This is a genomic window from Streptomyces sp. NPDC033136 (assembly GCF_055578235.1).
The window spans coordinates 65738-87719 of record NZ_JBVIPD010000017.1 but is presented as its reverse complement, the minus strand read 5'-3'; the positions used below and the strand labels follow the sequence as shown (position 1 = coordinate 87719).

Below are 21982 nucleotides of genomic sequence, written 5' to 3'. Positions count from 1 at the left end.
CCAGGCCCGGGCGCCCGGTGCCACGCGACAGGCCACGGTGACCGTGACGGAATTACTGGTCACGCCGTCCTGTACGGAAAGCGCTCCCTGCGCGTTCACGATTCAACAAACAATGTTCCGGCGGTCCGGAAGGCCGCAGACTTTCGGCGGCGGGAAAACCTTTCGGTCACTTCCGCGCGACCGCCCTCTCCTGCCTCCACCGGTGCCTCCCCGAAACCGCGATCAACGCCGGCGCCCGGTCGCAGCCGTCAACAGCGCGGTGATCGCCCGCAGCACCGTCGCCGTACCGCATCAGACCACCGCACCAAGGGCGCACACCCTTTCAAAGATCACAAATCCGCGGCAGGGGAGGGGCTGTGGGCGGGGGGCCGTGTACGGCAGCTCACACCGCTCTCTAGGCTGGCCGTCTGTCAGCGCACGACAGGCGGAACACGGGGGAGACACGGACATGGCGGAAACACGACGACGGCTGCGCTCGAGCACGGTGGTGCTGGGCGGCATGGGTGTCCTCGCGGCGGCCCTGTCCGCGTGCGGATCCGACCCCGACCGCCGCTGCGTGGACCGGGACAGCTACGACTACATCAACGGCTACAAGATCGTCGCCGACAGGAAGTGCGCGTCCGGCACCTCCTCCTCGGGCAGGAACCGCACGTCGACCGGCACGACCGCGGTCACGGACGCCGACTGGTACTACGACGCCGACGTCAGCGGCGGCTACGCCGAAGACGGCACCTTCAGCCGCAGCGAGGCCGTCGACCGGGGCGGCTTCGGCTGCTCGGGATCCGGCAGCGGCGGCGGCTGACGGGCCGTACGAGATGGAACGCCGCACCATCGAGCCACGCCCCGGCTGGCAGCAGACCGTCGAGGAACAGGGCCTGATCTACCCCCTCACCCGCTACCCCGACGGCTCCCTGCGCCCCTACTGGGACGAGAGCGCGTACTACGTCTTCACCCTCCCGGAGATCGAGGCCCTGGAGGAGGTGGTCGAGGACCTCCACCGCATGTGCCTGGCGGCGGCCGAGCACATCGTCGCCGAGGACCGTTTCGCGGACCTGGGCATCACCGACCCCCGCCTGGCCCGCACGGTCGCCGAGTCCTGGCACCGCCGAGCCGAACTCCCCTCGGTCTACGGCCGTTTCGACCTCCGCTACGACGGCACCGGTCCGGCCAGGCTCCTGGAGTACAACGCCGACACCCCCACCTCGCTGGTCGAGGCGGCGTCCCCCCAGTGGTTCTGGATGGAGGAGCGCTTCCCCGGCGCGGACCAGTGGAACTCCCTCCACGAGCGTCTGATCGACGCCTGGCGGAAACAGGCCGCCCTGCTTCCCCCCGGCAGCCCCCTGTACTTCGCGTACTCCTCCGCCGACGAACTCGGCGAGGACCTGATGACGGTCGCCTACCTCAAGGAGACCGCCGAGCAGGCCGGGCTGACCACCGACTGGATCTCCATGGAGGAGATCGGCTGGGACCGCCTCTCCGGCCGCTTCGTCGACCAGCGCCTGCGCTTCATCCGCAGCATCTTCAAGCTCTACCCGTGGGAGTGGCTCACCACCGACCGCTTCGCCGAGCACGTCCTGCGGACCCTGGACAACGGCGGCGGCACCGGCTCCACCCTCTGGATCGAGCCGGCCTGGAAGATGCTCCTCAGCAACAAGGCCCTGCTCGCGATCCTCTGGGAGCTGTACCCGGGCCACCCGAACCTCCTCCCGGCCTACCTGGACGGCCCCCGAGACCTGCCGGGCTGGGTCGCCAAGCCCCTCCTGGGCCGGGAGGGCGCGGGCGTCACGATCCACGAGCCCGGATCCCCTCCCCACCTCCGCGACGAACCGTGCGTCTACCAGCAGTTGGCCCCCCTGCCCGACTTCGACGGCAACCGAGTGGTGCTCGGCGCGTGGGTGGTGGAGAACGAGTCGGCGGGCCTGGGCATCCGCGAGTCGTCGGGCCTGATCACGGACGAGTACGCCCGCTTCCTGCCGCACGTGATCCTCTGAGCGGGGCGCGGGGCCTCGCCCTCCAGGAGCGCGGGGGCCTGCGCGATCAACCACGGCGCACTCGCACCCGGCGACGCGGAGCAACCCGGCAGACGCTCCCTCGGCCCAGCCGGTAGGCTGACCACGGGCCGTGACTGGCGCGCTGGGATGGACGAACCATCGGGGAGCGGCCCAGCCGAACAGGGTCGTGCGCCTGGGCCGTACCGTGAACGCTGAACGCAACGTCCGGAGGTCCCCCATGCCAGCCGAGCCCCTCTCCACCGCTTCCACCGCCTACCGCGCCGCCCTCGACGTCATCCGAGCCGTCGAGCCGCGCGTCGCCGACGCCATCGGCCAGGAAGTCGCCGACCAGCGCGAGATGCTCAAGCTGATCGCCTCCGAGAACTACGCCTCTCCGGCCACGCTGCTGGCGATGGGCAACTGGTTCAGCGACAAGTACGCCGAGGGCACCATCGGCCGCCGCTTCTACGCGGGCTGCCGCAACGTCGACACCGTCGAGTCCCTCGCCGCCGAGCACGCCAAGGAGCTCTTCGGCGCCCGCCACGCCTACGTCCAGCCGCACTCCGGCATCGACGCCAACCTCGTCGCCTTCTGGTCGGTCCTCGCCGACCGCGTCGAGGTGCCCTTCCTGGAGAAGGCCGGCGCCCGCCAGGTCAACGACCTGTCCGAGGCCGACTGGGCCGAACTCCGCCAGGCCTTCGGCAACCAGCGCATGCTCGGCATGTCCCTGGACGCCGGCGGCCACCTCACCCATGGCTTCCGCCCGAACATCTCCGGCAAGATGTTCGACCAGCGCTCCTACGGCACCGACCCCGCCACCGGCCTCATCGACTACGAGGCACTGCGCACCTCGGCCCGCGAGTTCAAGCCGCTGATCATCGTCGCGGGCTACTCGGCCTACCCGCGTCTGGTGAACTTCCGGATCATGCGCGAGATCGCCGACGAGGTCGGCGCGACGCTCATGGTCGACATGGCGCACTTCGCCGGCCTGGTCGCGGGCAAGGTCCTCACCGGCGACTTCGACCCGGTCCCGCACGCCCAGATCGTGACGACGACCACCCACAAGTCGCTGCGCGGCCCCCGCGGCGGCATGGTCCTGTGCGACGACTCGCTCAAGGACCAGGTCGACCGCGGCTGCCCGATGGTCCTCGGCGGCCCGCTCCCGCACGTCATGGCCGCCAAGGCCGTCGCCTTCGCGGAGGCCCGCCAGGAGTCCTTCCGCGACTACGCCCAGCGCATCGTCGACAACTCCCGCGCCTTGGCCGAGGGCCTGATGCGCCGCGGCGCGACCCTGGTGACGGGCGGTACGGACAACCACCTGAACCTGATCGACGTCGCCTCCTCCTACGGCCTCACCGGCCGCCAGGCCGAGGCCGCCCTGCTCGAGTCGGGCATCGTCACCAACCGCAACGCGATCCCCGCCGACCCGAACGGCGCCTGGTACACCTCCGGCATCCGCATCGGCACCCCCGCCCTGACCACCCGCGGTCTCGGCACGGCGGAGATGGACGAGGTGGCCGGCCTGATCGACCGCGTCCTCACCACCACGGAGCCGGGCACCACCAAGTCGGGCGCCCCCTCCAAGGCGGCCCACGTCCTCGACGCGAAGATCGCCGACGAGATCGGCCACCGGGCCACGGACCTCGTGGCGGGCTTCCCGCTGTACCCGGACATCGACCTCGGCTGAAGCGCCCCAGGGGCGTGGGGAGCTGTGCGACCAGCCACGACGGGTCCGCGGTTCCCCACCCGCCGAAACCACTCACGGCCCTCTGAGACAATAGTGAACATGGCCTCTGACCGACCCCGCGTGCTCTCCGGCATCCAGCCCACCGCCGGCTCGTTCCACCTCGGCAACTACCTCGGCGCCGTCCGTCAGTGGGTGGCCCTCCAGGAGACCCACGACGCGTTCTACATGGTCGTCGACCTGCACGCGATCACCGTCCCGCAGGACCCGAAGGACCTGCGTGCCAACACCCGTCTGGCCGTCGCCCAGCTGCTGGCCGCGGGTCTTGACCCGGACCGCTGCACGCTCTTCGTCCAGAGCCACGTCCCCGAGCACGCCCAGCTTGCCTGGGTCATGAACTGCCTCACCGGCTTCGGCGAGGCCGGCCGGATGACCCAGTTCAAGGACAAGTCCGCCAAGCAGGGCGCCGAGCGCGCGTCGGTCGGCCTGTTCACGTACCCGATCCTGCAGGTCGCGGACATCCTGCTCTACCAGGCGAACGAGGTCCCGGTCGGCGAGGACCAGCGCCAGCACATCGAGCTCACCCGCGACCTCGCCGAGCGCTTCAACGGCCGCTTCGGCCCGACCTTCACCGTCCCGAAGCCGTACATCCTCAAGGAGACGGCGAAGATCTACGACCTGCAGGACCCGTCGATCAAGATGAGCAAGTCGGCCTCCGCCCCGAAGGGCCTCATCAACCTCCTCGACGAGCCGAAGACCACCGGCAAGAAGGTCAAGAGCGCCGTCACCGACACGGACACGGTGATCCGCTACGACGTGGCGGAGAAGCCCGGGATCAGCAACCTCCTCACCATCTACTCCACCCTCACCGGGACCGGCATCGCCGAGCTGGAGGAGAAGTACGAGGGCAAGGGCTACGGCGCGCTCAAGACCGACCTCGCCGAGGTCATGATCGACTTCGTTACGCCGTTCCGGGAGCGCACCCAGCAGTACCTGGACGACCCCGAGACGCTCGACTCGATCCTGGCCAAGGGCGCCGAGAAGGCCCGCGCGGTCGCCGCGGAGACCCTCGCGCAGGCCTACGACAAGGTCGGCTTCCTGCCCGCCAAGCACTGAGCCGAGCACTGAATCCGCTCCCGCGCACAGCCGTACCCCCGAACAGCGCTGTACATCACTCCGGTTGCGCCTGCCCGTAACCCCGCTGTGGCCGTACAGTCGATAACCGGGTGGTCGTATCAGCGGCCACTCCCGCTCGATCCGGCAGGGACTCGCTCCGGCAGGACGGGTCTCACCAACTGAAACGACAGGAGACGACGTGGGGACCGTAACGATCGGTGTCTCGATCGCGGTCCCGGAGCCTCACGGCAGCCGGCTTCAGCAGCTGCGCGCGGGCTTCGGCGACGCCGCCGCTCACGGCATCCCGACGCACGTCACCCTGCTGCCGCCCACGGAGATCGACGAGGCGTCCCTGCCGGCCGTCGAGGCGCATCTGGCCGAGGTCGCCGCGGCCGGCCGCCCGTTCCCCATGCGGCTCTGCGGCACCGGCACCTTCCGGCCCCTGTCGCCGGTGGTGTTCGTCCGTGTCGTGGCGGGCGCCGAGTCCTGTACGCGACTCCAGGAGCAGGTCCGCGACCCCGCCGGGCCGGCCGCACGCGAACTGCAGTTCCCGTACCACCCGCACGTCACCGTGGCCCACGGCATCGACGAGGCGGCGATGGACCGCGCCTTCGAGGAACTCGCCGACTACGCGGCCGAGTGGCCCTGCACCGGCTTCGCCCTCTACGAGCAGGGCACCGACGGCGTCTGGCGCCAGCTCCGCGAGTTCCCCTTCGGCGGCTCGGTGGTCCCTCCGCAGACCGGCCGCGTGGAACGCGGCTCGGTCCCCATGCGCTGATCCGCCGTCCGGATCAGACCGGCAGCCGCCGGAACACCCCGCGCGGCAGGTGCCGCAGCGCCGCCATCACCACGCGCAGCGTGCCCGGCACCCACACCGTCTCCGAGCGGCGCCGCAGCCCCAGCTCCACGGCCGTCGCAACCGCCTCGGGCGTGGTCGCCAGCGGCGCCTCGGGCAGTCCGGCGGTCATCCGCGTCCGGACGAAGCCGGGGCGTACGACCATGACGTGCACGCCCGTGCCGTGCAGCGCGTCGCCCAGGCCCTGCGCGAAGGCGTCCAGGCCGGCCTTGCTGGAGCCGTAGATGAAGTTCGCCCGGCGGGCCCGCTCGCCCGCGACGGAGGACATCACGACCAGCGATCCGTGCCCCTGGGACTGGAGCGAGCGGGCGCACACCAGGCCCGCCGAGACCGCGCCGGTGTAGTTGGTCTGCGCGACCCGCACCGCCGCCTCCGGCTCCCGCTCGTCGCGGGCCTGGTCGCCCAGGAGCCCGAAGGCGAGCAGCACCATGTCGATGTCGCCCTCGGTGAAGATCTTCCCGAGCACGGCCTCGTGCGAGGCCGGGTCGAGCGCGTCGAAGGCGACGGTGTGCACCTCGGCCCCGAGCCCGCGCAGCTGCGAGGCGGCCTCCTCCAGGGCCGTAGAGGGGCGGCCCGCCAGCCAGACCGTACGGGTGCGGCGGGCGATCAGCCGGCGGGCGGTGGCCAGCGCGATCTCGGACGTACCGCCGAGGACGAGCAGGGACTGGGGGAGGCCGAAGGCGTCCTTCATGACAGCTCCTAGGGATCGCTCAGAGATGGAGGCGGCGGGCCAGGTCGGACACGAACACCCCGTGCGGGTCCAGTTCGGCGCGCAGGGCGCGGAAGTCGTCGAGGTGCGGGTACATGGCCGCGAGCAGCTCCGGGCGCAGCCGGGCGTCCTTGGCGAGGTAGACGCGGCCGCCGGCGGCGGCGACCTCCTCGTCGAGTTCGTCGAGGAAGGCGCCCAGGCCGGGCAGGCCGGCCGGGATGTCCAGCGCCAGCGTCCAGCCCGGCACCGGGAAGGACAGCCAGCCCGGGTCGGACTCCCCGAAGCGCTTGAGGACGGCGAGGAAGGACGGGCAGCGGCGTTCGGAGATGCGGCGCACGACGCGTCGCAGGGCGTCCTCCCGGCCGTAGCCGACGACGAACTGGTACTGCACGAAGCCGCCCCGGCCGTAGACGCGGTTCCAGTGGGGCACCCCGTCCAGGGGGTGGAAGAACGGGGAGATCCGCTGGAGCCGGCCGGTCCGCGCGCGGGGGGCCTTGCGGTACCAGAGCTCGTTGAACAGGCCCACGGTGGTCCGGCTGAGCAGGCCCTCGGGGAGGACGGCGGGGGCGGACGGGAGGCGGGAGGTGCGGAACGCCAGCGGGGCCCGGCGCAGGCGGGCGGGGAGAGCGTCCAGGGGGGCGTGGTCGCCGCGGGTGAGGACCGCGCGGCCGGTGGCGGCGCCGCGGGCCAGCAGGTCGATCCAGGCCACCGAGTAGCGGTAGCGGTGGTCGGTGGCGGCCAGCCGGGCCATCAGGTCGTCGAGGTCCGTCGCGCGTTCGGTGTCGACCGACATCAGCGAGGTCTCGACCGGCTGGAGCCGGATCGTCGCGGTGAGGATCACCCCGGTCAGGCCCATCCCGCCCGCGGTGGCGTCGAACAGCGGCGTGCCGGGGATCACCGTGCGGATCTCGCCGTCCGCGGTGAGCAGTTCGAAGGCGAGCACGTGCCGCGCGAAGGACCCCGAGACGTGGTGGTTCTTGCCGTGGATGTCGGCGCCGATCGCCCCGCCGACGGTGACGTAGCGCGTGCCGGGGGTGACCGGCACGAACCAGCCGAGCGGCAGCAGCACCTCCATCAGCCGGTGCAGGGAGACGCCCGCGTCGCACAGCACGGTGCCGCCGTCGGCGTCGATGGCGTGGACGCGGTCCAGGCCCGTCATGTCGAGCACGGCGCCGCCCGCGTTCTGCGCCGCGTCCCCGTACGCCCGTCCCAGCCCCCGGGGGATCCCGCCGCGCGCCCCGCACTCCCGGACGGCTGCCGCGGCCTCCTCGTACGTCCGCGGGCGGATCAGGCGGGCGGCCGTGGGGGCGGTGCGGCCCCAGCCGGTGACGGTGGTGTGGTCCAGGCCCATGTCGTCCGGGGCGGAATCCGGGGCGGAATCGGGGACGGAATCGGTGTCGGCAGACATGTCGGTGACCGTATCGCCCTAGTGTGAGCGATCAGTTCGGGAACATGGCATCCCTCCCCGAAATGGGTGATTAATGGGATGTCGCTCAATATTGCCGGAGTTCAGGCGAGTCGGGCGTGAACAGTGAGTCCACATGGACGACCTCGACGACCTGCACGACATGGACCACCGGATCGTTTCGGCGCTCAGGGCGTGCGGCACCGACCCGCGCGTGGCCGGCGCCGCGCGTGCCCTGTCCTGGGCGGGCGAGCACGCGGCGCTGTGGCTGGCGGCTGGGCTCGTCGGAGCCGCCGTCGACGGCAGGCGGCGCGGCGCCTGGCTGCGCGGCACCGCCCTCACCGCCGGGGCGCACCTCGTCAGCATGGGGGTGAAACGGGTCGTGCGCCGCCCGCGCCCCGCGCACATCGAACCCCTGGTGCGCACCGCCGGCCGGCACTCCTTCCCCAGCTCGCACGCCGCCTCCGCCGCGGCCGCCGCCGTCGCCTTCGGCGCCCTCGGGGCCCGCGCGGTGCCGCCGCTCGCCGCCGCCGTGTGCGTCTCGCGCCTCGTGGCCGGCGTCCACTACCCCTCCGACGTCGCCGCCGGCGCGGCCCTCGGAGCCCTCACGGCCCGGCTCGGCGCCCGCTGGATGCGGGGAGGCGCCCACCATGACTGAGACGGCCGTCCTGCGGCAGCGCACCCCTCAGGAGCGGCCTGCACCGCCCCGCAAGGGCGGTCTCCTGGCCGGTCTCCTCAGGACCGCCCGCCCCCGGCAGTGGGTCAAGAACGTCCTCGTGGTCGCAGCCCCCGCCGCGGCGGGCGAGCTCTTCTCCCGGCACGCCCTGATCCAACTCGCCCTGGTCTTCGCCCTCTTCACCGCCTGCGCCGCCGCCGTCTACCTCGTCAACGACGCCCGCGACGCCGACGCCGACCGCGCCCACCCCGTCAAACGGCACCGCCCGGTCGCCGCCGGGCAGGTCCCGGTGCCCGTCGCCTACGCAGTCGGCGGCTGCCTCGGCCTGCTCGCGCCCGTCGCCGCGGCCTGGCTGTGCGGCCCGGCCGTCGCCGCCCTGCTGACCGCGTACCTCGGCATGCAACTGGCCTACTGCATCAGCCTCAAGCACGTCCTGGTCGTCGATCTCGCCGTCGTCACCACCGGGTTCCTGATGCGGGCCATGATCGGCGGACTCGCCCTCAACATCCCGCTGTCGCGCTGGTTCCTGATCACGACCGGGTTCGGCGCGCTGTTCATGGTCTCGGCCAAGCGCTACTCCGAAGCCGTCCAGATGGCCGGTAAGGCGGGCGCCACACGCGCGTTGCTCACCGAGTACACCACCGGCTACCTCCGCTTCGTCTGGCAGCTCGCGGCCGGAGTCGCCGTCCTCGGCTACTGCCTGTGGGCCATGGAGGAGGGCGGCGTCCCGCACACCAGCGTGCTGCCCTGGCGGCAACTGTCCATGGTCGCCTTCATCCTGGCGATCCTGAGGTACGCCGTCTTCGCCGACCGCGGCACCGCCGGCGAACCCGAGGACGTCGTCCTGCGCGACCGGGCCCTCGCCCTCATCGGCGTGGCCTGGGTGGCGATGTACGGCCTGGCGGTGGCCAACTGGTGACCACGCGCGCGTGGCCGGGCCTCACCGCCCCGGGCCGCCGGGAGCTCCTGGGTTTCGCCACCGTAGGTCTCCTCGCCTACGCCGTCGACCTCGCCCTCTTCACGTACCTGCGCGGCCCCGCCGGACTCGGCCCGCTCGGCGCCAAGGCCCTGTCCTTCGTGGCCGCCTGCTCGGTCGCCTACGCGGGCAACGCCCTCGGCACCTACCGGACCACCCGGGTCCGGGGCCTGCGCCCGTACGCCGCCTTCTTCGCGGTGAACCTCGCCGGTGCCGCCGTCCAGCTGCTCTGCCTCGCCGTCAGCCACTACGGCCTCGGACTCACCTCGCAGCGCGCGGACACCGTATCCGGCGCGGTCATCGGCATGGTGCTGGCCACAGCCTTGCGGTTCTGGGGTACCCGTACATGGGTGTTCCGGGCGGAGGGCAGAGTCGGATCATGGACTGGCTGAAAAAGCTCCCGGTGGTCGGGCCGTGGACGGAGCGGCTGATGATCACGCACGCGTGGCGGTCGTACGAGCGGCTGGACCGCGTGAAGTGGACGCGGCTGGCCGCCGCGATGACCTTCACGAGCTTCGTCGCGCTGTTCCCGCTGCTGACGGTGTCCGCCACCATCGCCGCCGCCACGCTCAGCACGGAGCAGCAGGACCAGCTGCAGGACAAGCTCGCCGAGCAGGTGCCCGGCATCTCCGACCAGCTGGACATCGCCGGCCTGGTGGACAACGCCGGCACGATCGGCCTCATCGCGGGCGCCCTGCTGCTGTTCACCGGCATCAACTGGGCCGGCTCGATGCGCGAGTGCCTGCGCGCGGTGTGGGAACTGCCCGACGACGAGGAGAACCCGGCCCTGCGCTACGCCAAGGACGCGGGTGTCCTGATCGGCCTCGGCGGCGCGCTCCTCGTCACCATCGCCGCCTCCGCCGTCGCCTCCGCGATGATCGGCTGGATCACCCGGCAGCTGGGCATCGACGAGGGCGGCTGGAGCGGCGCCCTGCTGCACGCCGCCGCGTTCCTGATCGCCGTACTCACCGACTTCCTGCTCCTGCTCTACGTCCTGACCCTGCTGCCCGGCGTCGAGCCCACGCGCCACCGCCTGTTCGTGGCGGCGCTGACCGGCGCGGTCGGCTTCGAACTGCTGAAGTTGCTGCTCAGCGGCTATCTGCAGGGCGTGGCCGCGAAGAGCATGTACGGCGCGTTCGGAGTGCCCGTCGCGCTGCTGCTGTGGATCAACTTCACCTCGAAGCTGGTGCTGTTCTGCGCCTCCTGGACGGCGACGCAGAGCAAGGAGGACGAAGTCCCGGAGCTCACGGGCGAGTCCGGCGGTGCATCAGATCCGGCAGCGGCCAACGGCGGTTGACCAGGAACGCGCCGCCCGCGAGCAGCACCAGCACCCCGCCCGTGATGCCGAGCGCGGTACCGATGCCGCTGGAACCGTCCGCGGCCGGGGCGCTGGCCACCGGCTTCGAACCGGTCCCTGCCGTGCCGCTGCCGCCGTCCCCGGAGCCGCCGGCCTCGCCGGAGGGGTTCGCGCCGGGCTGGGCACCGGCCCGCGCGGCGCCCTTCGGCGGCACCAGCTCGCCCACCGGCTGCACCTTCCCGGCCGCCTGGAAGCCCCAGTCGAACAGCCGGGCCGTCTCCTTGTAGACCTCGTTGTGCGCGTCCTTCTCCGGGTTCATCACCGTGACGAGCAGTACCTTGCCGTTCCGCTCGGCGACACCGGTGAAGGTGGCTCCCGCGTTGGTGGTGTTGCCGTTCTTGACACCGGCGATGCCCTGGTAGACGGGCACGTCCAAGTCGCCGGCCAGCAGCCGGTTGGTGTTCTGGATCTCGAAGGGCTTACGGACCGTCTTGCCCTTCTTGTTCTTCTTCGTCTCGCCGGGGAACTTCGCGGTGACCGTCGAGCAGTACTCCCGGAAGTCCTTCTTCTGCAGCCCCGAGCGGGCGATCAGTGTCAGGTCGTACGCGGAGGAGACCTGCCCCTCGGCGTCGTAGCCGTCCGGGCTGACCACGTGCGTGTCGAGGGCCTGGAGCTCCTCGGCGTGCTCGTTCATCTCCGCCACGGTGTTCTCGACGCCCTTGTTCATGGCGGACAGCACGCGCACGGCGTCGTTGCCGGAGCGCAGGAAGACGCCCAGCCACAGGTCGTGGACCGTGTACGTCTCCTCCTCCTTTATCCCGACCATGCTGGAGCCCGGGCCGATGCCCGCCAGGTCGGAGGGGACGACCTTGTGCTTGGTGTCCCTCGGGAACTTCGGCAGCAGCGTGTCCGCGAACAGCATCTTCAGCGTGCTCGCCGGGGCGAGGCGCCAGTGCGCGTTGTGCGCGGCCAGCACATCACCGGACTCGGCGTCGGCGATGATCCAGGAGCGGGCGCTCACGTCCTTCGGCAGCACCGGCACGCCGCTCGCCAGGTTCACCTGCGTCCCCGGCTGCCCGAGCCGGGCACCGCCCACGCTCGACATCGAGGCCGGGGGAGTGGCCGAGGGGCTCGCCGACGGGCTGCCCGAGGGGCTCGGGGCGGCGAGGGCGGCGGGCGCGGCCAGGGCGAGGGACGACAGGACGGCGGAGGTGACCAGCAGGGATCGCCTGGCGGTCTTCTTCGGAGCGGGCACGGTCGGAAACGTACATGCCCTACGAGGGGAAGTCCCGCCCGCGCACCCACCCCGGGAACAGAACCGGACAGGCTCTGGCGATACTGGTCTCATGCCGTGCTCATCCGGGGGACACCCCCGGGACCCCCGGCCGGCCCCGGGAGCCCGGCATTGCGATGAAAGGTCTGATTCTGTGAAGCTCAGCCGCCCCGTCTCCTGGTTCCTGCTCGCCTTCGGGGTGTGGAGCTGGGTCATCTGGATCACTTTCGTCAAGAACCTGGTCAAGGACAGCAGCGGGCTCGCGTTCGACGACGGTCGTCCCACGGCGTACTTCTGGGTGCACCTGGTGCTCGCCGTCGTCTCCTTCGTATTGGGGACGGCCGTCGGGGCCATCGGGTTGCGTGGTCTGCGCGCACTGCGCCGGACGTCATAACGGCAATCGGGAGACACGACACCGTGGCCATCGTCTTCGTGCTCGTCGCACTGCTGGTTCTGGCCGTCATCGTGACGGCCAACTGGTACGTGTGGCGCCGCCTGTTCCGCGACACGACCCGCGGTCCGGGCCTGACCCGCCGTGCGGGCGCGGTCCTGATCGCCGGCGGCTGGATCCTCGCGATCACGGCCCTGGTCGCCGAGCGCGCGGGCGCCCCCTTCTGGCTCCAGCAGGTCCTCGCCTGGCCGGGCTTCCTGTGGCTGGCCCTGTCGATGTACCTGTTCCTGGCGGTACTGGCGGGGGAGGTCGTACGGCCCCTGCTGCGGTGGTTCCTGGAGCGGCGGGCGAGGAAGACGACGGGCCCGCGGCCCGACGCCCCCGGCGCGACAGCCGACCCGCACGAGAACGGCGGTGACGGCGGTACGGGCGCGCCCGCCCCCCTCGCGACGGCCTCCTCTCCGTCCGCCCCTCACCCGCAGGCCGACCTCGAAAGCTCGTCCCAGCCGCTGCCCACCGACGCTTCCGGGGGCTCTCCCCAGTCGCTGTCCGGTGCCGTTTCCGGGGGCTCACCCCAGTCGCTGTCCGGTGCCGCTTCCGGGGGCTCACCCCAGTCGCTGTCCGGTGCCGCTCCCGAGGGCTCGTCCCAGCCGCTGCCCACCGACGCTTCCGAGGGCTCACCCCAGTCGCTCGACGCTCCCGCCCCCTCCGGGCCCTCCCGGCGCCTCTTCGTCTCCCGCGTCGTCGCCGGGGCCGCCGCGGCCGCTGCCGCCGGGACCGTCGGGTACGGGACGTACGGCGTGCTGCGGGGACCCCAGGTGAAGCGGGTCACCGTGCCGCTGACCAAGCTGCCGCGCGCCGCGCACGGGTACCGGATCGCCGTGGTCAGCGATGTGCACCTCGGCCCGGTCCTCGGCCGCGGCTTCGCGCAGAAGGTCGTCGACACGATCAACGCGACCCAGCCCGACCTGATCGCGGTCGTCGGCGACCTGGTCGACGGCAGCGTGAAGGACCTCGGCCCCGCGGCCGCCCCGCTCGCCCAGCTGAGGGCCCGTCACGGGTCCTACTTCGTGACCGGCAACCACGAGTACTTCTCCGGCGCCGAGCAGTGGATCGAGGAGGTCCGGCGCCTCGGCCTCACCCCCCTGGAGAACGCCCGCAGGGAGCTGCCGCACTTCGACCTGGCCGGAGTCAACGACGTCTCCGGCGAGAACGAGGGCCAGGGCCCCGACTATGCCCGGGCCCTCGGCGACCGGGACGCCGCCCGGGCCTGCGTGCTGCTCGCCCACCAGCCGGTCCAGATCCACGACGCCGTCGAGCACGGCGTCGACCTGCAGTTGTCCGGCCACACCCACGGCGGCCAGCTCTGGCCCGGCCACCTCGTCGCCGCCGGCGCCAACCCCACCCTCGCCGGCCTGGAGCGCTACGGCGACACCCAGCTCTACGTCTCGCGCGGCGCCGGCGCCTGGGGCCCGCCCACCCGCGTGGGCGCGCCGTCGGACATCACCCTGATCGAGCTGGCGTCGAAGCAGGCCTGAGCGTTCGGTGTCCTAGGAGTCGGTGCGGCGCGCGGCCGGGTCGGGGATCGCCCGCGTCATTCCCGGCAGGAAGTCCGTGAACAACTCGTGCACCTCGCGCACCAGCGGCCGCAGCACCCGGAAGCGGGCCAGGGCGACGCCCCGCGCGGTGATCCGGGCGCCGCGCTCGGCCAGCCGGTAGCTGCGCTCCCGTCCCTCGGTCCGGTCGAAGATCCAGTACAGGACGAGCCCCATCTGGGACAGCCACATCAACTCGGGCAGGATGTCCCGCAGTTCCTCGGGCACCTTGCTCTTCGTCGCCCCGGCCAGCACCTCCCGGTGGACGCTGATGGCCTCCAGACGCGCGTGCTCCGACTCCGGTGAGAAGGGGCTGAGCGGGCTGTCCGGGTCGGCGGCGTTCTTGAAGAACTGCACCGCGAACTCGTGGTAGGGCGCGGCGATGTCCAGCCATGCCCGCAGCACGCCCGCGAGCCGGGCCTCCAGATCGCTCTCCCGGTCCAGGATCTCCCGGACCGCCACCTGGTGCTCGGCGGCGATCCGGTCGTAGAAGCCCTGGATCAGGTGCTCCTTGCCCGCGAAGTAGTAGTACGCGTTCCCGACGGAGACACCGGCCTCCGTGGCGATGGCCCGCATCGTCGTCTTGTCGTAGCCGCGCTCCTGGAACAGCCGCATGGCCGTCTCCAGGATCAGGGCGCGGGTCTGCTCGGACTTGCTGAGGTGGGCGCCCTCGTCGGGGCCGTCGTTCTTCGCGGGCACGGTAGGAGAGCCTAACGCCAGGGCCGGGGCCGTTACCGGGGGCCGCTGCCGGGGGCGCAGGTGCCGTCGGCGCAGCCCGGCGCGGTGTAGGTCCAGCCGCCGACCGGGTCGTACGACCACCCGTCCGCCCGCCGGTAGACCCGTCCGCCCCGCCTTCCCCCACCCTGCTGCTGCCCCCGGTGCCACTGCGCCCCGCGCCACTTGGCCGCGGCGAGCACCGCGCCCTTGGCGAGCCGGGCGCCGGAGGGGGTGCTCAGCCGGTGGGCGAGCGGCCGGTGCTCGCGCAGCGCCCACAGGGCGACGACCCAGGCGGCCGCGCCCCGGTAGACCTGCCCGGCGTCGCCGACGACGGTGATCTCGTCGAGCGTGGCGCCGTGGTCGAGGCCCGGAAAGCGCCGCCGGGCCTCCTCGGAGCCGGCCGGGACCGGCTCCAGCGGCACCAGCTGGAGCTGCCGCAGGAGCCAGTCGCGCAGGAACGCGCACAGGGAGCACTCGGCGTCGTACAGGACGGTGAGCCTTCGGACCGGTGGTGCGGTGGCGGGTCGGGGGCCCGGTGCGGTGGCGTTCATGCCGGTCTCCGCTCAGCCCTGGGCCTGTGGGGCGACCCAGCCCTGCGGCGGCACCGGCGGCAGCTGCTCCCGCTCCATGGCGCCGCGGCGCCGGATCCGGTTCAGCACGTAGACGTTGGCCAGGTGCATCACGCCGAGCACCAGCAGCACCACGCCGAGCTTGGTCGACAGGGCCTCGAAGACCCCGCGGGCGTCGGTGATGGTCTCGTCGCCGCTCAGGTACAGCGCGACGAACCCGAGGTTGACGAGGTAGAAGCCGACCACCAGGAGGTGGTTGACGGCGTCGGCGAGCTTCTCGTTGCCGTGCAGCACGTCGGCGAGGAAGACCCGCCCGTTGCGGCTCAGCGTGCGGGCCACCCAGATGGTCAGACCGATGCTGACCAGCAGGTAGATGACGTAGGCGATGACCGTGAGGTCCATTGCCCCACCCTTCTTGAACGCGTTCAAAATGCTGTCGGGAGAGACTCTAGACCTCTTTTTGAACATGTTCAACGCAGGGGTGCGGGGCCTGCGTCACGTCGCCCGGCGGTGATTGTCAGTGGTGGCTCGTACTGTCGTCGGCATGGGAATCGTGACGTTCGTCGACGAGACGACAGCGGGGGAGCGGCGGGCGGCCTGGGGGCTGGAGATCGCCGAGGAGCGGTTGACCGTGCGGGAGTTGATCCGCCGTCGGGTGTTCCAGGAGGTCACCGAGTTCAACGCCCGTACGCCTCAGGTGTTCCAGGGGCTCGTGCAGCCCGAGGACACCGAGCGCGTGCTGAACGGGTACGCGGTGCGCACGCCCCGCCGGATCGACCCGGAGGCGCAGACGGCCCTGGCGCTGCGGGCGTTCGCGGGCAACGGCTTCCTGGTGCTGGTGAGGGACCGTCAGGTCACCGACCCGGACGAGGAGATCGAGCTGGCGCTCGGCACCGAGGTCACGTTCCTGAAACTCGTCCCGCTGGTGGGTGGCTGATGAGCGCCTTCCGTACGCCCCGCTCGCACACGGACCGGCTGCGCGACCGGATCGCCGATGGCGACATGGGCCGGGTCGCCGACGAGGCGCTGCGGATCGTGGAGTCCAGCCGCCACGGCTGGTACGGCGGTTGGACGCCGCTGCTGGACCAGCTCCGCGCCCTGCCTGCCGGGCACCGCGGCGCGTTGCTGCACGCCCTGGCCGAGCGCTTCGACCGGGCCGGTGAGGACACGGAGGTCCGCTGCGGTTTCCTCGCCCTGTGCGGCCTGGTCTCCGAGGGCCTCGACGACGACCCGCTGGCGGCCGAGCGCCGCAGGGCCCTGGATGACCTGGCCCGGCGGCAGTCCTTCTGGTACGCGGCCCGCTTCGACGTCCTGGCCCGGGCCGAACTGGCCGCGGGCCGCACGCTCCCGGCGCCGGTCGTGGCCGTCCTGCGCCGCGCGGCCCTGGACGCCTACCGCGCGGACGACGACCTCGTCGCCCTGGCCCGGCAGTTCACCGACCCCGTCCTCAACGTCGGGGAGGCATGGGCGGAGCAGGCCCTGCGCGACGCCACGACCCCCGACTGGCAGGCCCTCCTCGCACACGCCCTGACGGCCACGGCCTCCAAGCCCACGGCCAAATGGGACAAGCAGGCCCGCGCCCTGCTGGACACCCTCGGCCCCGACCGCGTGCGCGACACGGTCCTGACCTGGCTCGCCCTCGTCGGCCGCCCCCGCACGCTCCCGCTGGAACGCCAGGAGTGGGGACCGGACGTCAACAACGCCTACGACCCCTACAACGCCACGGCCTTGCGAGGCCTGGCCTGGCTCGTCTCCCTCCTGCCGCCCCACCCGGGCACGGCCCGGGCGCTCGGCGCCCTGGTCGAGACCTCTCTGAAGAAGGTCGCCGGCCTCGGCCCCCGCAACCCCAAGGTCGCCAACGCGGGCGTCGTCGCACTGGCCCGCATCGACAGCGAGGCGGCCCTGGCCGAACTCGCCCGACTGGCCACGCGGGTGACGTACAAGAACACCGCCAAGATCCTGGACATGGCCCTGGAGGCCCGCGCCACCGCGCTCGGCCTCGGCCGCGAGGAGATCGAGGAACTGGCGGTACCGGCCTACGGGCTGACCGAGGTCGGCCGGGCGACGTACCGCCTCGGCGACGCGACGGCCCTGCTGGAGATCCGCGGCCCGAAGGCCGTCCTCGGCTGGCACAACGCCGCCGGCAAGCCCGTCAGAGGCGTCCCGGCCGCGGTGAGGCGCGATCACGCGGACGAACTGAGGGAACTGAAGACGGCCGTCAAGGACATCGACAAGATGCTCTCGGCACAGAGCGAGCGCCTGGACCGCCAGTTCCTCGCCCGCCGCACCTGGTCCTACGCCGTCTGGCGCGAGCGCTACCTCGACCACCCGCTGGTCGGCACCCTGGCCCGCCGCCTGCTGTGGACGATCGACGGCAGAACCGTTGGATACGCGGACGGAGCACTACGGACGCTGGCCGGTGAACCGCTCACGGACGGCACCCGGGTCGAACTGTGGCACCCGGTCGGCCACGAGCCCGCCGAGATCGTCGCCTGGCGCGACTGGCTGGAACGGCACGGCGTCACCCAGCCGTTCAAGCAGGCCCACCGCGAGGTCTACCTGATCACGGACGCGGAGCGCGCCACGCGCACGTACTCCAACCGCTTCGCGGCCCACATCCTGCGCCAGCACCAGTTCAACTCCCTGGCGGCGATCCGCGGCTGGCGCAACAAGCTCCGCCTGTGCGTCGACGACTCGGCCCCTCCGGCCACCCGCGAGCTGCCCCGGTGGGGCCTGCGTGCCGAGTACTGGATCGAGGGCGACGGCGAGGACTACGGCGTCGACACCACCGAATCCGGCAGCTATCTGCGCCTGCGCACCGACCAGGTGCGCTTCTACCCGATCGACGCCCCGGAGAACAGGGCCCACTGCTCCGGCGGCGAGTACACCATGTGGCTCCACGACGGCCAGGACCCCGTCGACCTGCTCCCCCTGGAGGACATCCCGCCCCTGGTCCTCTCCGAAGTCCTGCGCGACGTCGACCTGTTCGTGGGCGTCGCCAGCATCGGCAACGACCCCACCTGGCAGGACGGCGGCCCCGACGGCCGCTTCCGCGACTACTGGACGTCGTACGGCTTCGGTGAGCTGAACCAGAGCGCCGAGACCCGCAGGCTCCTGCTCGAACGCCTGGTCCCGCGCCTGGCGATAGCCGACCGCTGCACCCTGGAGGGCCGCTTCCTCCACGTCAAGGGCGACCGCCACACGTACAAGATCCACCTCGGCTCGGGCAACATCCTCAGGACCCCGAACGACCAGTACGTCTGCATCGTTGCGAAGTCCGACCCGAAGGCCCAGGGAACGGGCTACCTGCCCTTCGAGGGCGACCGCATGCTGTCGGTGATCCTGAGCAAGGCGATGCTGCTGGCGGAGGACACGAGGATCACCGACCCTTCGATCCTGAGCCAGTTGTGAGACTCAGTCGCTCCCTCTCGCCTGGCCGGCCTTGAGGATCTCGGCCGCGTCGAGGGTCACCTTGGCGCCGATGGAGTCGGGGAGGGTGACGAGCTCGCCGGGGGCATGCGGGCGGTGCTTCTCGTAGCCGCTTCCCACTGGGTCGGTCAGGACATGGAGGCGCTGGTGCCTGCGGTCGACGACGACGTAGACGGGCACCTTGGCCTCGGCGTAGGCGGTGACCTTGGTCTTGAGGTCGTCCTTCCAGTTCCCGGAGGTGACCTCCAGGACGAGACGGAAGCAGGCCGGGTCGTAGGCGTTGTTCTCGACGAGGTGGTCGTCGATGTCGGCGTCCACCACGACGAGGTCGGGGATGGCGTAGTCCTCGGCGCCGGTGGGCAGCCAGAGCCCGACGTTCTGGAGGGTCTCGGTTTCACCGCCGTGCAGGCCGGCTGCGATGAACGGGATCATGAGGCCGGTCAGGGCCCGAGCATGGGGAGCATCCGGGGACGGGGTCACGAGGAGATGGCCTCCGATGATCTCGACGCGGTAGCCCGGATGGCGCTCCATGATCTCGTCGGCGATGGTCGTCAGGGTGACCGGCTCTTCGTCGTGGAAGGGCTGCTCGACGGAAGCTGCGGACATCAGGTGCCTCCTGGGGGCTGGTGTCGAGAACATCATGGTAGGTCGCAGGACGCCCGCGCGGCCGTCGCAGCCTCTTTCACCCGATGGTGTGGCATATGCCAGAAGGCCCCGTCTCCAGCGGAAACAGGGCCCTCTCGGTCAAGCGGTCGGCTCAGTAGCGGCGCGTGATCAGCGCCCGCTTCACCTCGGCGATCGCCTTCGTGACCTCGATGCCGCGCGGGCAGGCGTCCGTGCAGTTGAAGGTCGTGCGGCAGCGCCAGACGCCGTCGCGGTCGTTAAGGATCTCCAAACGCTGTTCGCCGGCCTCGTCGCGCGAGTCGAAGATGAAGCGGTGCGCGTTGACGATGGCGGCCGGGCCGAAGTACTGGCCGTCGTTCCAGAAGACCGGGCAGGAGGACGTGCAGGCCGCGCAGAGGATGCACTTCGTCGTGTCGTCGAAGCGCTCGCGGTCCTCGGCCGTCTGGAAACGCTCGCGCGTGGGCTCGTTGGTGTCCTTCGTGATGAGGAAGGGCATGACGTCCCGGTACGCCTGGAAGAACGGCTCCATGTCGACCACGAGGTCCTTCAGGACCGTCAGGCCCTTTATGGCCTCGACCGTGATCGGCTTCTGCGGGTTGATGTCCTTGATCAGCGTCTTGCAGGCCAGGCGGTTCTTGCCGTTGATCCGCATGGCGTCCGAGCCGCAGATGCCGTGCGCGCAGGACCGGCGGAACGTCAGCGTCCCGTCCAGCTCCCACTTGATCTTGTGGAGGGCGTCGAGAACGCGCTCCTTCGGGTCGATCTCGACCTGGAAGTCCTCCCAGGTGGCTTCCGCCGCGACCTCCGGGTTGAAGCGGCGGATCCGGAAGGTGACCGTGATGTAGGGGGAGTCGGCGAAACCGGGCTCGGGCTTGCCGGCCGCGTCTTCCTTGTCCAGAACAGGGGTAGCCATCAGTACTTACGCTCCATCGGCTGGTAGCGGGTCTGGACGACCGGCTTGTAGTCGAGACGGACGGTTTCGGAGCCGTCGGCGCCGACCTCGCGGTACGCCATGGTGTGCCGCATGAAGTTGACGTCGTCGCGGTTCGGGTAGTCCTCGCGGTAGTGACCGCCGCGGGACTCCTTGCGGGCGAGTGCGGAGACCGCCATGACCTCGGCGAGGTCCAGCAGGTTGCCCAGCTCGACGGCCTCCAGCAGGTCCGTGTTGAACCGCTTGCCCTTGTCCTGGATCGCCACGTTCTTGTAGCGCTCGCGCAGCTCCGCGATCTTCTCGACGGCGGTCTTGATCGTCTGCTCGGTGCGGAACACCATGACGTTGGCGTCCATGGTGTCCTGCAGCTCACGGCGCAGGACCGACACCCGCTCGGCGCCGGTGGAGTTGCGCAGCCGCTCCACCTGCTCGAGCACGAGCTCCGCCGGGTCCTCCGGCAGCTCGACGAAGTCCGCCTTCTGCGCGTACTCCGCGGCGGCGATGCCCGCGCGCTTGCCGAAGACGTTGATGTCCAGCAGCGAGTTGGTGCCGAGGCGGTTGGCGCCGTGCACGGACACGCAGGCGACCTCGCCGGCCGCGTACAGGCCCGGGACGACCGTGGTGTTGTCCGCCAGGACCTCACCCTCGACGTTCGTCGGGATGCCGCCCATCGCGTAGTGCGCGGTGGGCTGGATCGGGATCGGGTCCGTGTACGGCTCGATGCCGAGGTACGTACGGGCGAACTCCGTGATGTCGGGCAGCTTGGCGTCCAGCTGCTCCGGCGGGAGGTGCGTGAGGTCCAGGTAGACGTGGTCGCCCTCGGGACCGCAGCCGCGGCCCTCGCGGATCTCCGTGTAGATGGAGCGGGAGACGACGTCACGGGACGCGAGGTCCTTCATGACCGGCGCGTACTTCTCCATGAAGCGCTCGCCGTCCTTGTTGCGGAGGATGCCGCCCTCACCGCGGGCGCCCTCCGTCAGCAGGATGCCCATGCGCCAGATGCCGGTCGGGTGGAACTGGAAGAACTCCATGTCCTCCAGCGGCAGGCCGCGGCGGTAGACCGCCGCCTGGCCGTCACCGGTCAGCGTGTGCGCGTTGGACGTCACCTTGAAGAACTTGCCGCAGCCGCCGGACGCGTAGACCACGGACTTCGCCTGGAAGACGTGGATCTCACCGGTCGCCAGCTCGTACGCCACGACACCGGCCGACTTCTTGACACCATCGACCTCGGTGATCAGCTGGTCCAGGACGTAGAACTCGTTGTAGAACTCCACGCCCTCCTTGACGCAGTTCTGGTACAGCGTCTGGAGGATCATGTGGCCGGTGCGGTCGGCCGCGTAGCAGGAGCGGCGGACCGGGGCCTCGCCGTGGTTGCGCGAGTGACCGCCGAAGCGGCGCTGGTCGATGGTGCCGTTCGGGGTCCGGTTGAACGGCAGGCCCATCTTCTCCAGGTCGAGGACGGAGTCGATGGCCTCCTTCGCCAGGATCTCGGCGGCGTCCTGGTCGACCAGGTAGTCACCGCCCTTGACCGTGTCGAAGGTGTGCCACTCCCAGTTGTCCTCCTCCACGTTCGCGAGCGCGGCGGCCATGCCGCCCTGCGCGGCGCCCGTGTGGGAGCGGGTGGGGTAGAGCTTGGTGAGCACGGCGGTGCGGCTGCGCTTCGTCGACTCGATGGCGGCGCGCATACCGGCGCCACCGGCGCCGACGATGACGGTGTCGTACTTGTGGATCTTCATGATTCTC

At 71.2% G+C, this 21982-nt stretch carries 22 protein-coding genes and 1 riboswitch; of the genes, 13 read left to right on the top strand and 9 right to left on the bottom strand.

All coding sequences use genetic code 11. The features are described from left to right. Positions 1 to 448 precede the first annotated feature (448 nt). The 5 genes from ACZ5TL_RS27585 (at position 449) to ACZ5TL_RS27565 (ending at position 5569) form a co-directional block, all read left to right on the top strand. Entirely contained in the window at positions 449 to 802 is a 354-nt protein-coding gene (locus ACZ5TL_RS27585; RefSeq protein WP_468593103.1) for a hypothetical protein, read from the top strand. Between the two features lie 13 nt (positions 803 to 815). After that, complete coding sequence (locus ACZ5TL_RS27580; protein WP_468593102.1) at positions 816 to 1991, top strand: glutathionylspermidine synthase family protein; 1176 nt, start codon at positions 816 to 818, stop codon at positions 1989 to 1991. Between the two features lie 120 nt (positions 1992 to 2111). After that, a riboswitch (ZMP/ZTP riboswitch) is annotated at positions 2112 to 2197 on the top strand. A gap of 32 nt (positions 2198 to 2229) precedes the next feature. Next, positions 2230 to 3678, top strand: a complete 1449-nt coding sequence (locus tag ACZ5TL_RS27575; RefSeq protein ID WP_468593101.1) for a glycine hydroxymethyltransferase — start codon at positions 2230 to 2232, stop codon at positions 3676 to 3678. Between the two features lie 99 nt (positions 3679 to 3777). Next, positions 3778 to 4791, top strand: coding sequence for a tryptophan--tRNA ligase (gene trpS, locus ACZ5TL_RS27570; protein ID WP_468593100.1), 1014 nt, complete (start codon positions 3778 to 3780; stop codon positions 4789 to 4791). 199 nt (positions 4792 to 4990) lie between these two features. Then, the gene (locus ACZ5TL_RS27565; protein WP_468593098.1) at positions 4991 to 5569 is read left to right on the top strand and encodes a 2'-5' RNA ligase family protein; all 579 of its coding nucleotides are present in this window, start codon (positions 4991 to 4993) and stop codon (positions 5567 to 5569) included. Between the two features lie 13 nt (positions 5570 to 5582). Here the strand turns inward: ACZ5TL_RS27565 and ACZ5TL_RS27560 are convergent, their stop codons facing one another. Beyond that, positions 5583 to 6338 (bottom strand): decaprenylphospho-beta-D-erythro-pentofuranosid-2-ulose 2-reductase, encoded by a 756-nt coding sequence (locus ACZ5TL_RS27560; RefSeq protein ID WP_468593097.1) that lies wholly within the window; start codon positions 6336 to 6338, stop codon positions 5583 to 5585. Between the two features lie 19 nt (positions 6339 to 6357). Next, on the bottom strand, positions 6358 to 7764 hold the full coding sequence (locus ACZ5TL_RS27555; RefSeq protein ID WP_468593096.1) for an FAD-binding oxidoreductase: 1407 nt from the start codon (positions 7762 to 7764) through the stop codon (positions 6358 to 6360). Between the two features lie 133 nt (positions 7765 to 7897). Between ACZ5TL_RS27555 and ACZ5TL_RS27550 the strand changes: the two genes are divergently transcribed. Genes ACZ5TL_RS27550 through ACZ5TL_RS27535 form a run of 4 tightly spaced genes read left to right on the top strand, consistent with a single transcriptional unit; the run spans position 7898 to position 10710 of the window. Then, positions 7898 to 8419 (top strand): phosphatase PAP2 family protein, encoded by a 522-nt coding sequence (locus ACZ5TL_RS27550; protein ID WP_468593095.1) that lies wholly within the window; start codon positions 7898 to 7900, stop codon positions 8417 to 8419. Further along, entirely contained in the window at positions 8412 to 9356 is a 945-nt protein-coding gene (locus ACZ5TL_RS27545; RefSeq protein ID WP_468593093.1) for a decaprenyl-phosphate phosphoribosyltransferase, read from the top strand. The genes ACZ5TL_RS27550 and ACZ5TL_RS27545 overlap by 8 nt, the downstream gene beginning before the upstream one ends. Next, positions 9353 to 9805: a GtrA family protein gene (locus ACZ5TL_RS27540; protein ID WP_468593092.1), complete on the top strand. Its 453-nt coding sequence runs from the start codon at positions 9353 to 9355 to the stop codon at positions 9803 to 9805. Before ACZ5TL_RS27545 ends, ACZ5TL_RS27540 begins: the two co-directional genes overlap by 4 nt. Next, a complete protein-coding gene (locus ACZ5TL_RS27535) occupies positions 9793 to 10710 on the top strand; it encodes a YihY/virulence factor BrkB family protein (protein ID WP_468593091.1) in 918 nt (305 codons plus the stop codon). Before ACZ5TL_RS27540 ends, ACZ5TL_RS27535 begins: the two co-directional genes overlap by 13 nt. Here the strand turns inward: ACZ5TL_RS27535 and ACZ5TL_RS27530 are convergent. Then, complete coding sequence (locus tag ACZ5TL_RS27530; RefSeq protein ID WP_468593089.1) at positions 10658 to 11965, bottom strand: D-alanyl-D-alanine carboxypeptidase family protein; 1308 nt, start codon at positions 11963 to 11965, stop codon at positions 10658 to 10660. The genes ACZ5TL_RS27535 and ACZ5TL_RS27530 overlap by 53 nt on opposite strands. Before the next feature lie 172 nt (positions 11966 to 12137). Here ACZ5TL_RS27530 and ACZ5TL_RS27525 point away from each other — a divergent pair, with 172 nt between their 5' ends. Further along, positions 12138 to 12377, top strand: coding sequence for an SCO4848 family membrane protein (locus ACZ5TL_RS27525; RefSeq protein WP_392111007.1), 240 nt, complete (start codon positions 12138 to 12140; stop codon positions 12375 to 12377). Positions 12378 to 12400: 23 nt separating this feature from the next. Continuing rightward, positions 12401 to 13912, top strand: a complete 1512-nt coding sequence (locus tag ACZ5TL_RS27520) for a metallophosphoesterase (RefSeq protein WP_468593087.1) — start codon at positions 12401 to 12403, stop codon at positions 13910 to 13912. 12 nt (positions 13913 to 13924) lie between these two features. On the opposite strand, the gene ACZ5TL_RS27515 is transcribed toward ACZ5TL_RS27520, so the two are convergent. The 3 genes from ACZ5TL_RS27515 to ACZ5TL_RS27505 are packed head-to-tail and all read right to left on the bottom strand — an operon-like array spanning position 13925 to position 15657. After that, positions 13925 to 14668, bottom strand: a complete 744-nt coding sequence (locus tag ACZ5TL_RS27515; protein WP_468593086.1) for a TetR/AcrR family transcriptional regulator — start codon at positions 14666 to 14668, stop codon at positions 13925 to 13927. Positions 14669 to 14700: 32 nt separating this feature from the next. Beyond that, a complete protein-coding gene (locus ACZ5TL_RS27510; RefSeq protein ID WP_468593084.1) occupies positions 14701 to 15237 on the bottom strand; it encodes a thiol-disulfide oxidoreductase DCC family protein in 537 nt (178 codons plus the stop codon). A 12-nt stretch (positions 15238 to 15249) separates the two neighbouring features. Further along, complete coding sequence (locus ACZ5TL_RS27505; RefSeq protein ID WP_468593083.1) at positions 15250 to 15657, bottom strand: hypothetical protein; 408 nt, start codon at positions 15655 to 15657, stop codon at positions 15250 to 15252. Positions 15658 to 15799: 142 nt separating this feature from the next. Between ACZ5TL_RS27505 and ACZ5TL_RS27500 the strand changes: the two genes are divergently transcribed. Further along, on the top strand, positions 15800 to 16192 hold the full coding sequence (locus ACZ5TL_RS27500) for a hypothetical protein (protein ID WP_468593082.1): 393 nt from the start codon (positions 15800 to 15802) through the stop codon (positions 16190 to 16192). Beyond that, the gene (locus tag ACZ5TL_RS27495; protein WP_468593081.1) at positions 16192 to 18666 is read left to right on the top strand and encodes a DUF4132 domain-containing protein; all 2475 of its coding nucleotides are present in this window, start codon (positions 16192 to 16194) and stop codon (positions 18664 to 18666) included. The genes ACZ5TL_RS27500 and ACZ5TL_RS27495 overlap by 1 nt, the downstream gene beginning before the upstream one ends. A gap of 3 nt (positions 18667 to 18669) precedes the next feature. Here the strand turns inward: ACZ5TL_RS27495 and ACZ5TL_RS27490 are convergent, their stop codons facing one another. From ACZ5TL_RS27490 to sdhA, 3 genes are all read right to left on the bottom strand, one after another. Continuing rightward, the gene (locus ACZ5TL_RS27490; RefSeq protein WP_468593080.1) at positions 18670 to 19290 is read right to left on the bottom strand and encodes a Uma2 family endonuclease; all 621 of its coding nucleotides are present in this window, start codon (positions 19288 to 19290) and stop codon (positions 18670 to 18672) included. A gap of 151 nt (positions 19291 to 19441) precedes the next feature. Then, complete coding sequence (locus ACZ5TL_RS27485; RefSeq protein ID WP_468593078.1) at positions 19442 to 20221, bottom strand: succinate dehydrogenase iron-sulfur subunit; 780 nt, start codon at positions 20219 to 20221, stop codon at positions 19442 to 19444. Beyond that, complete coding sequence (sdhA, locus tag ACZ5TL_RS27480; protein ID WP_468593077.1) at positions 20221 to 21975, bottom strand: succinate dehydrogenase flavoprotein subunit; 1755 nt, start codon at positions 21973 to 21975, stop codon at positions 20221 to 20223. Before sdhA ends, ACZ5TL_RS27485 begins: the two co-directional genes overlap by 1 nt. Positions 21976 to 21982: the final 7 nt, after the last annotated feature.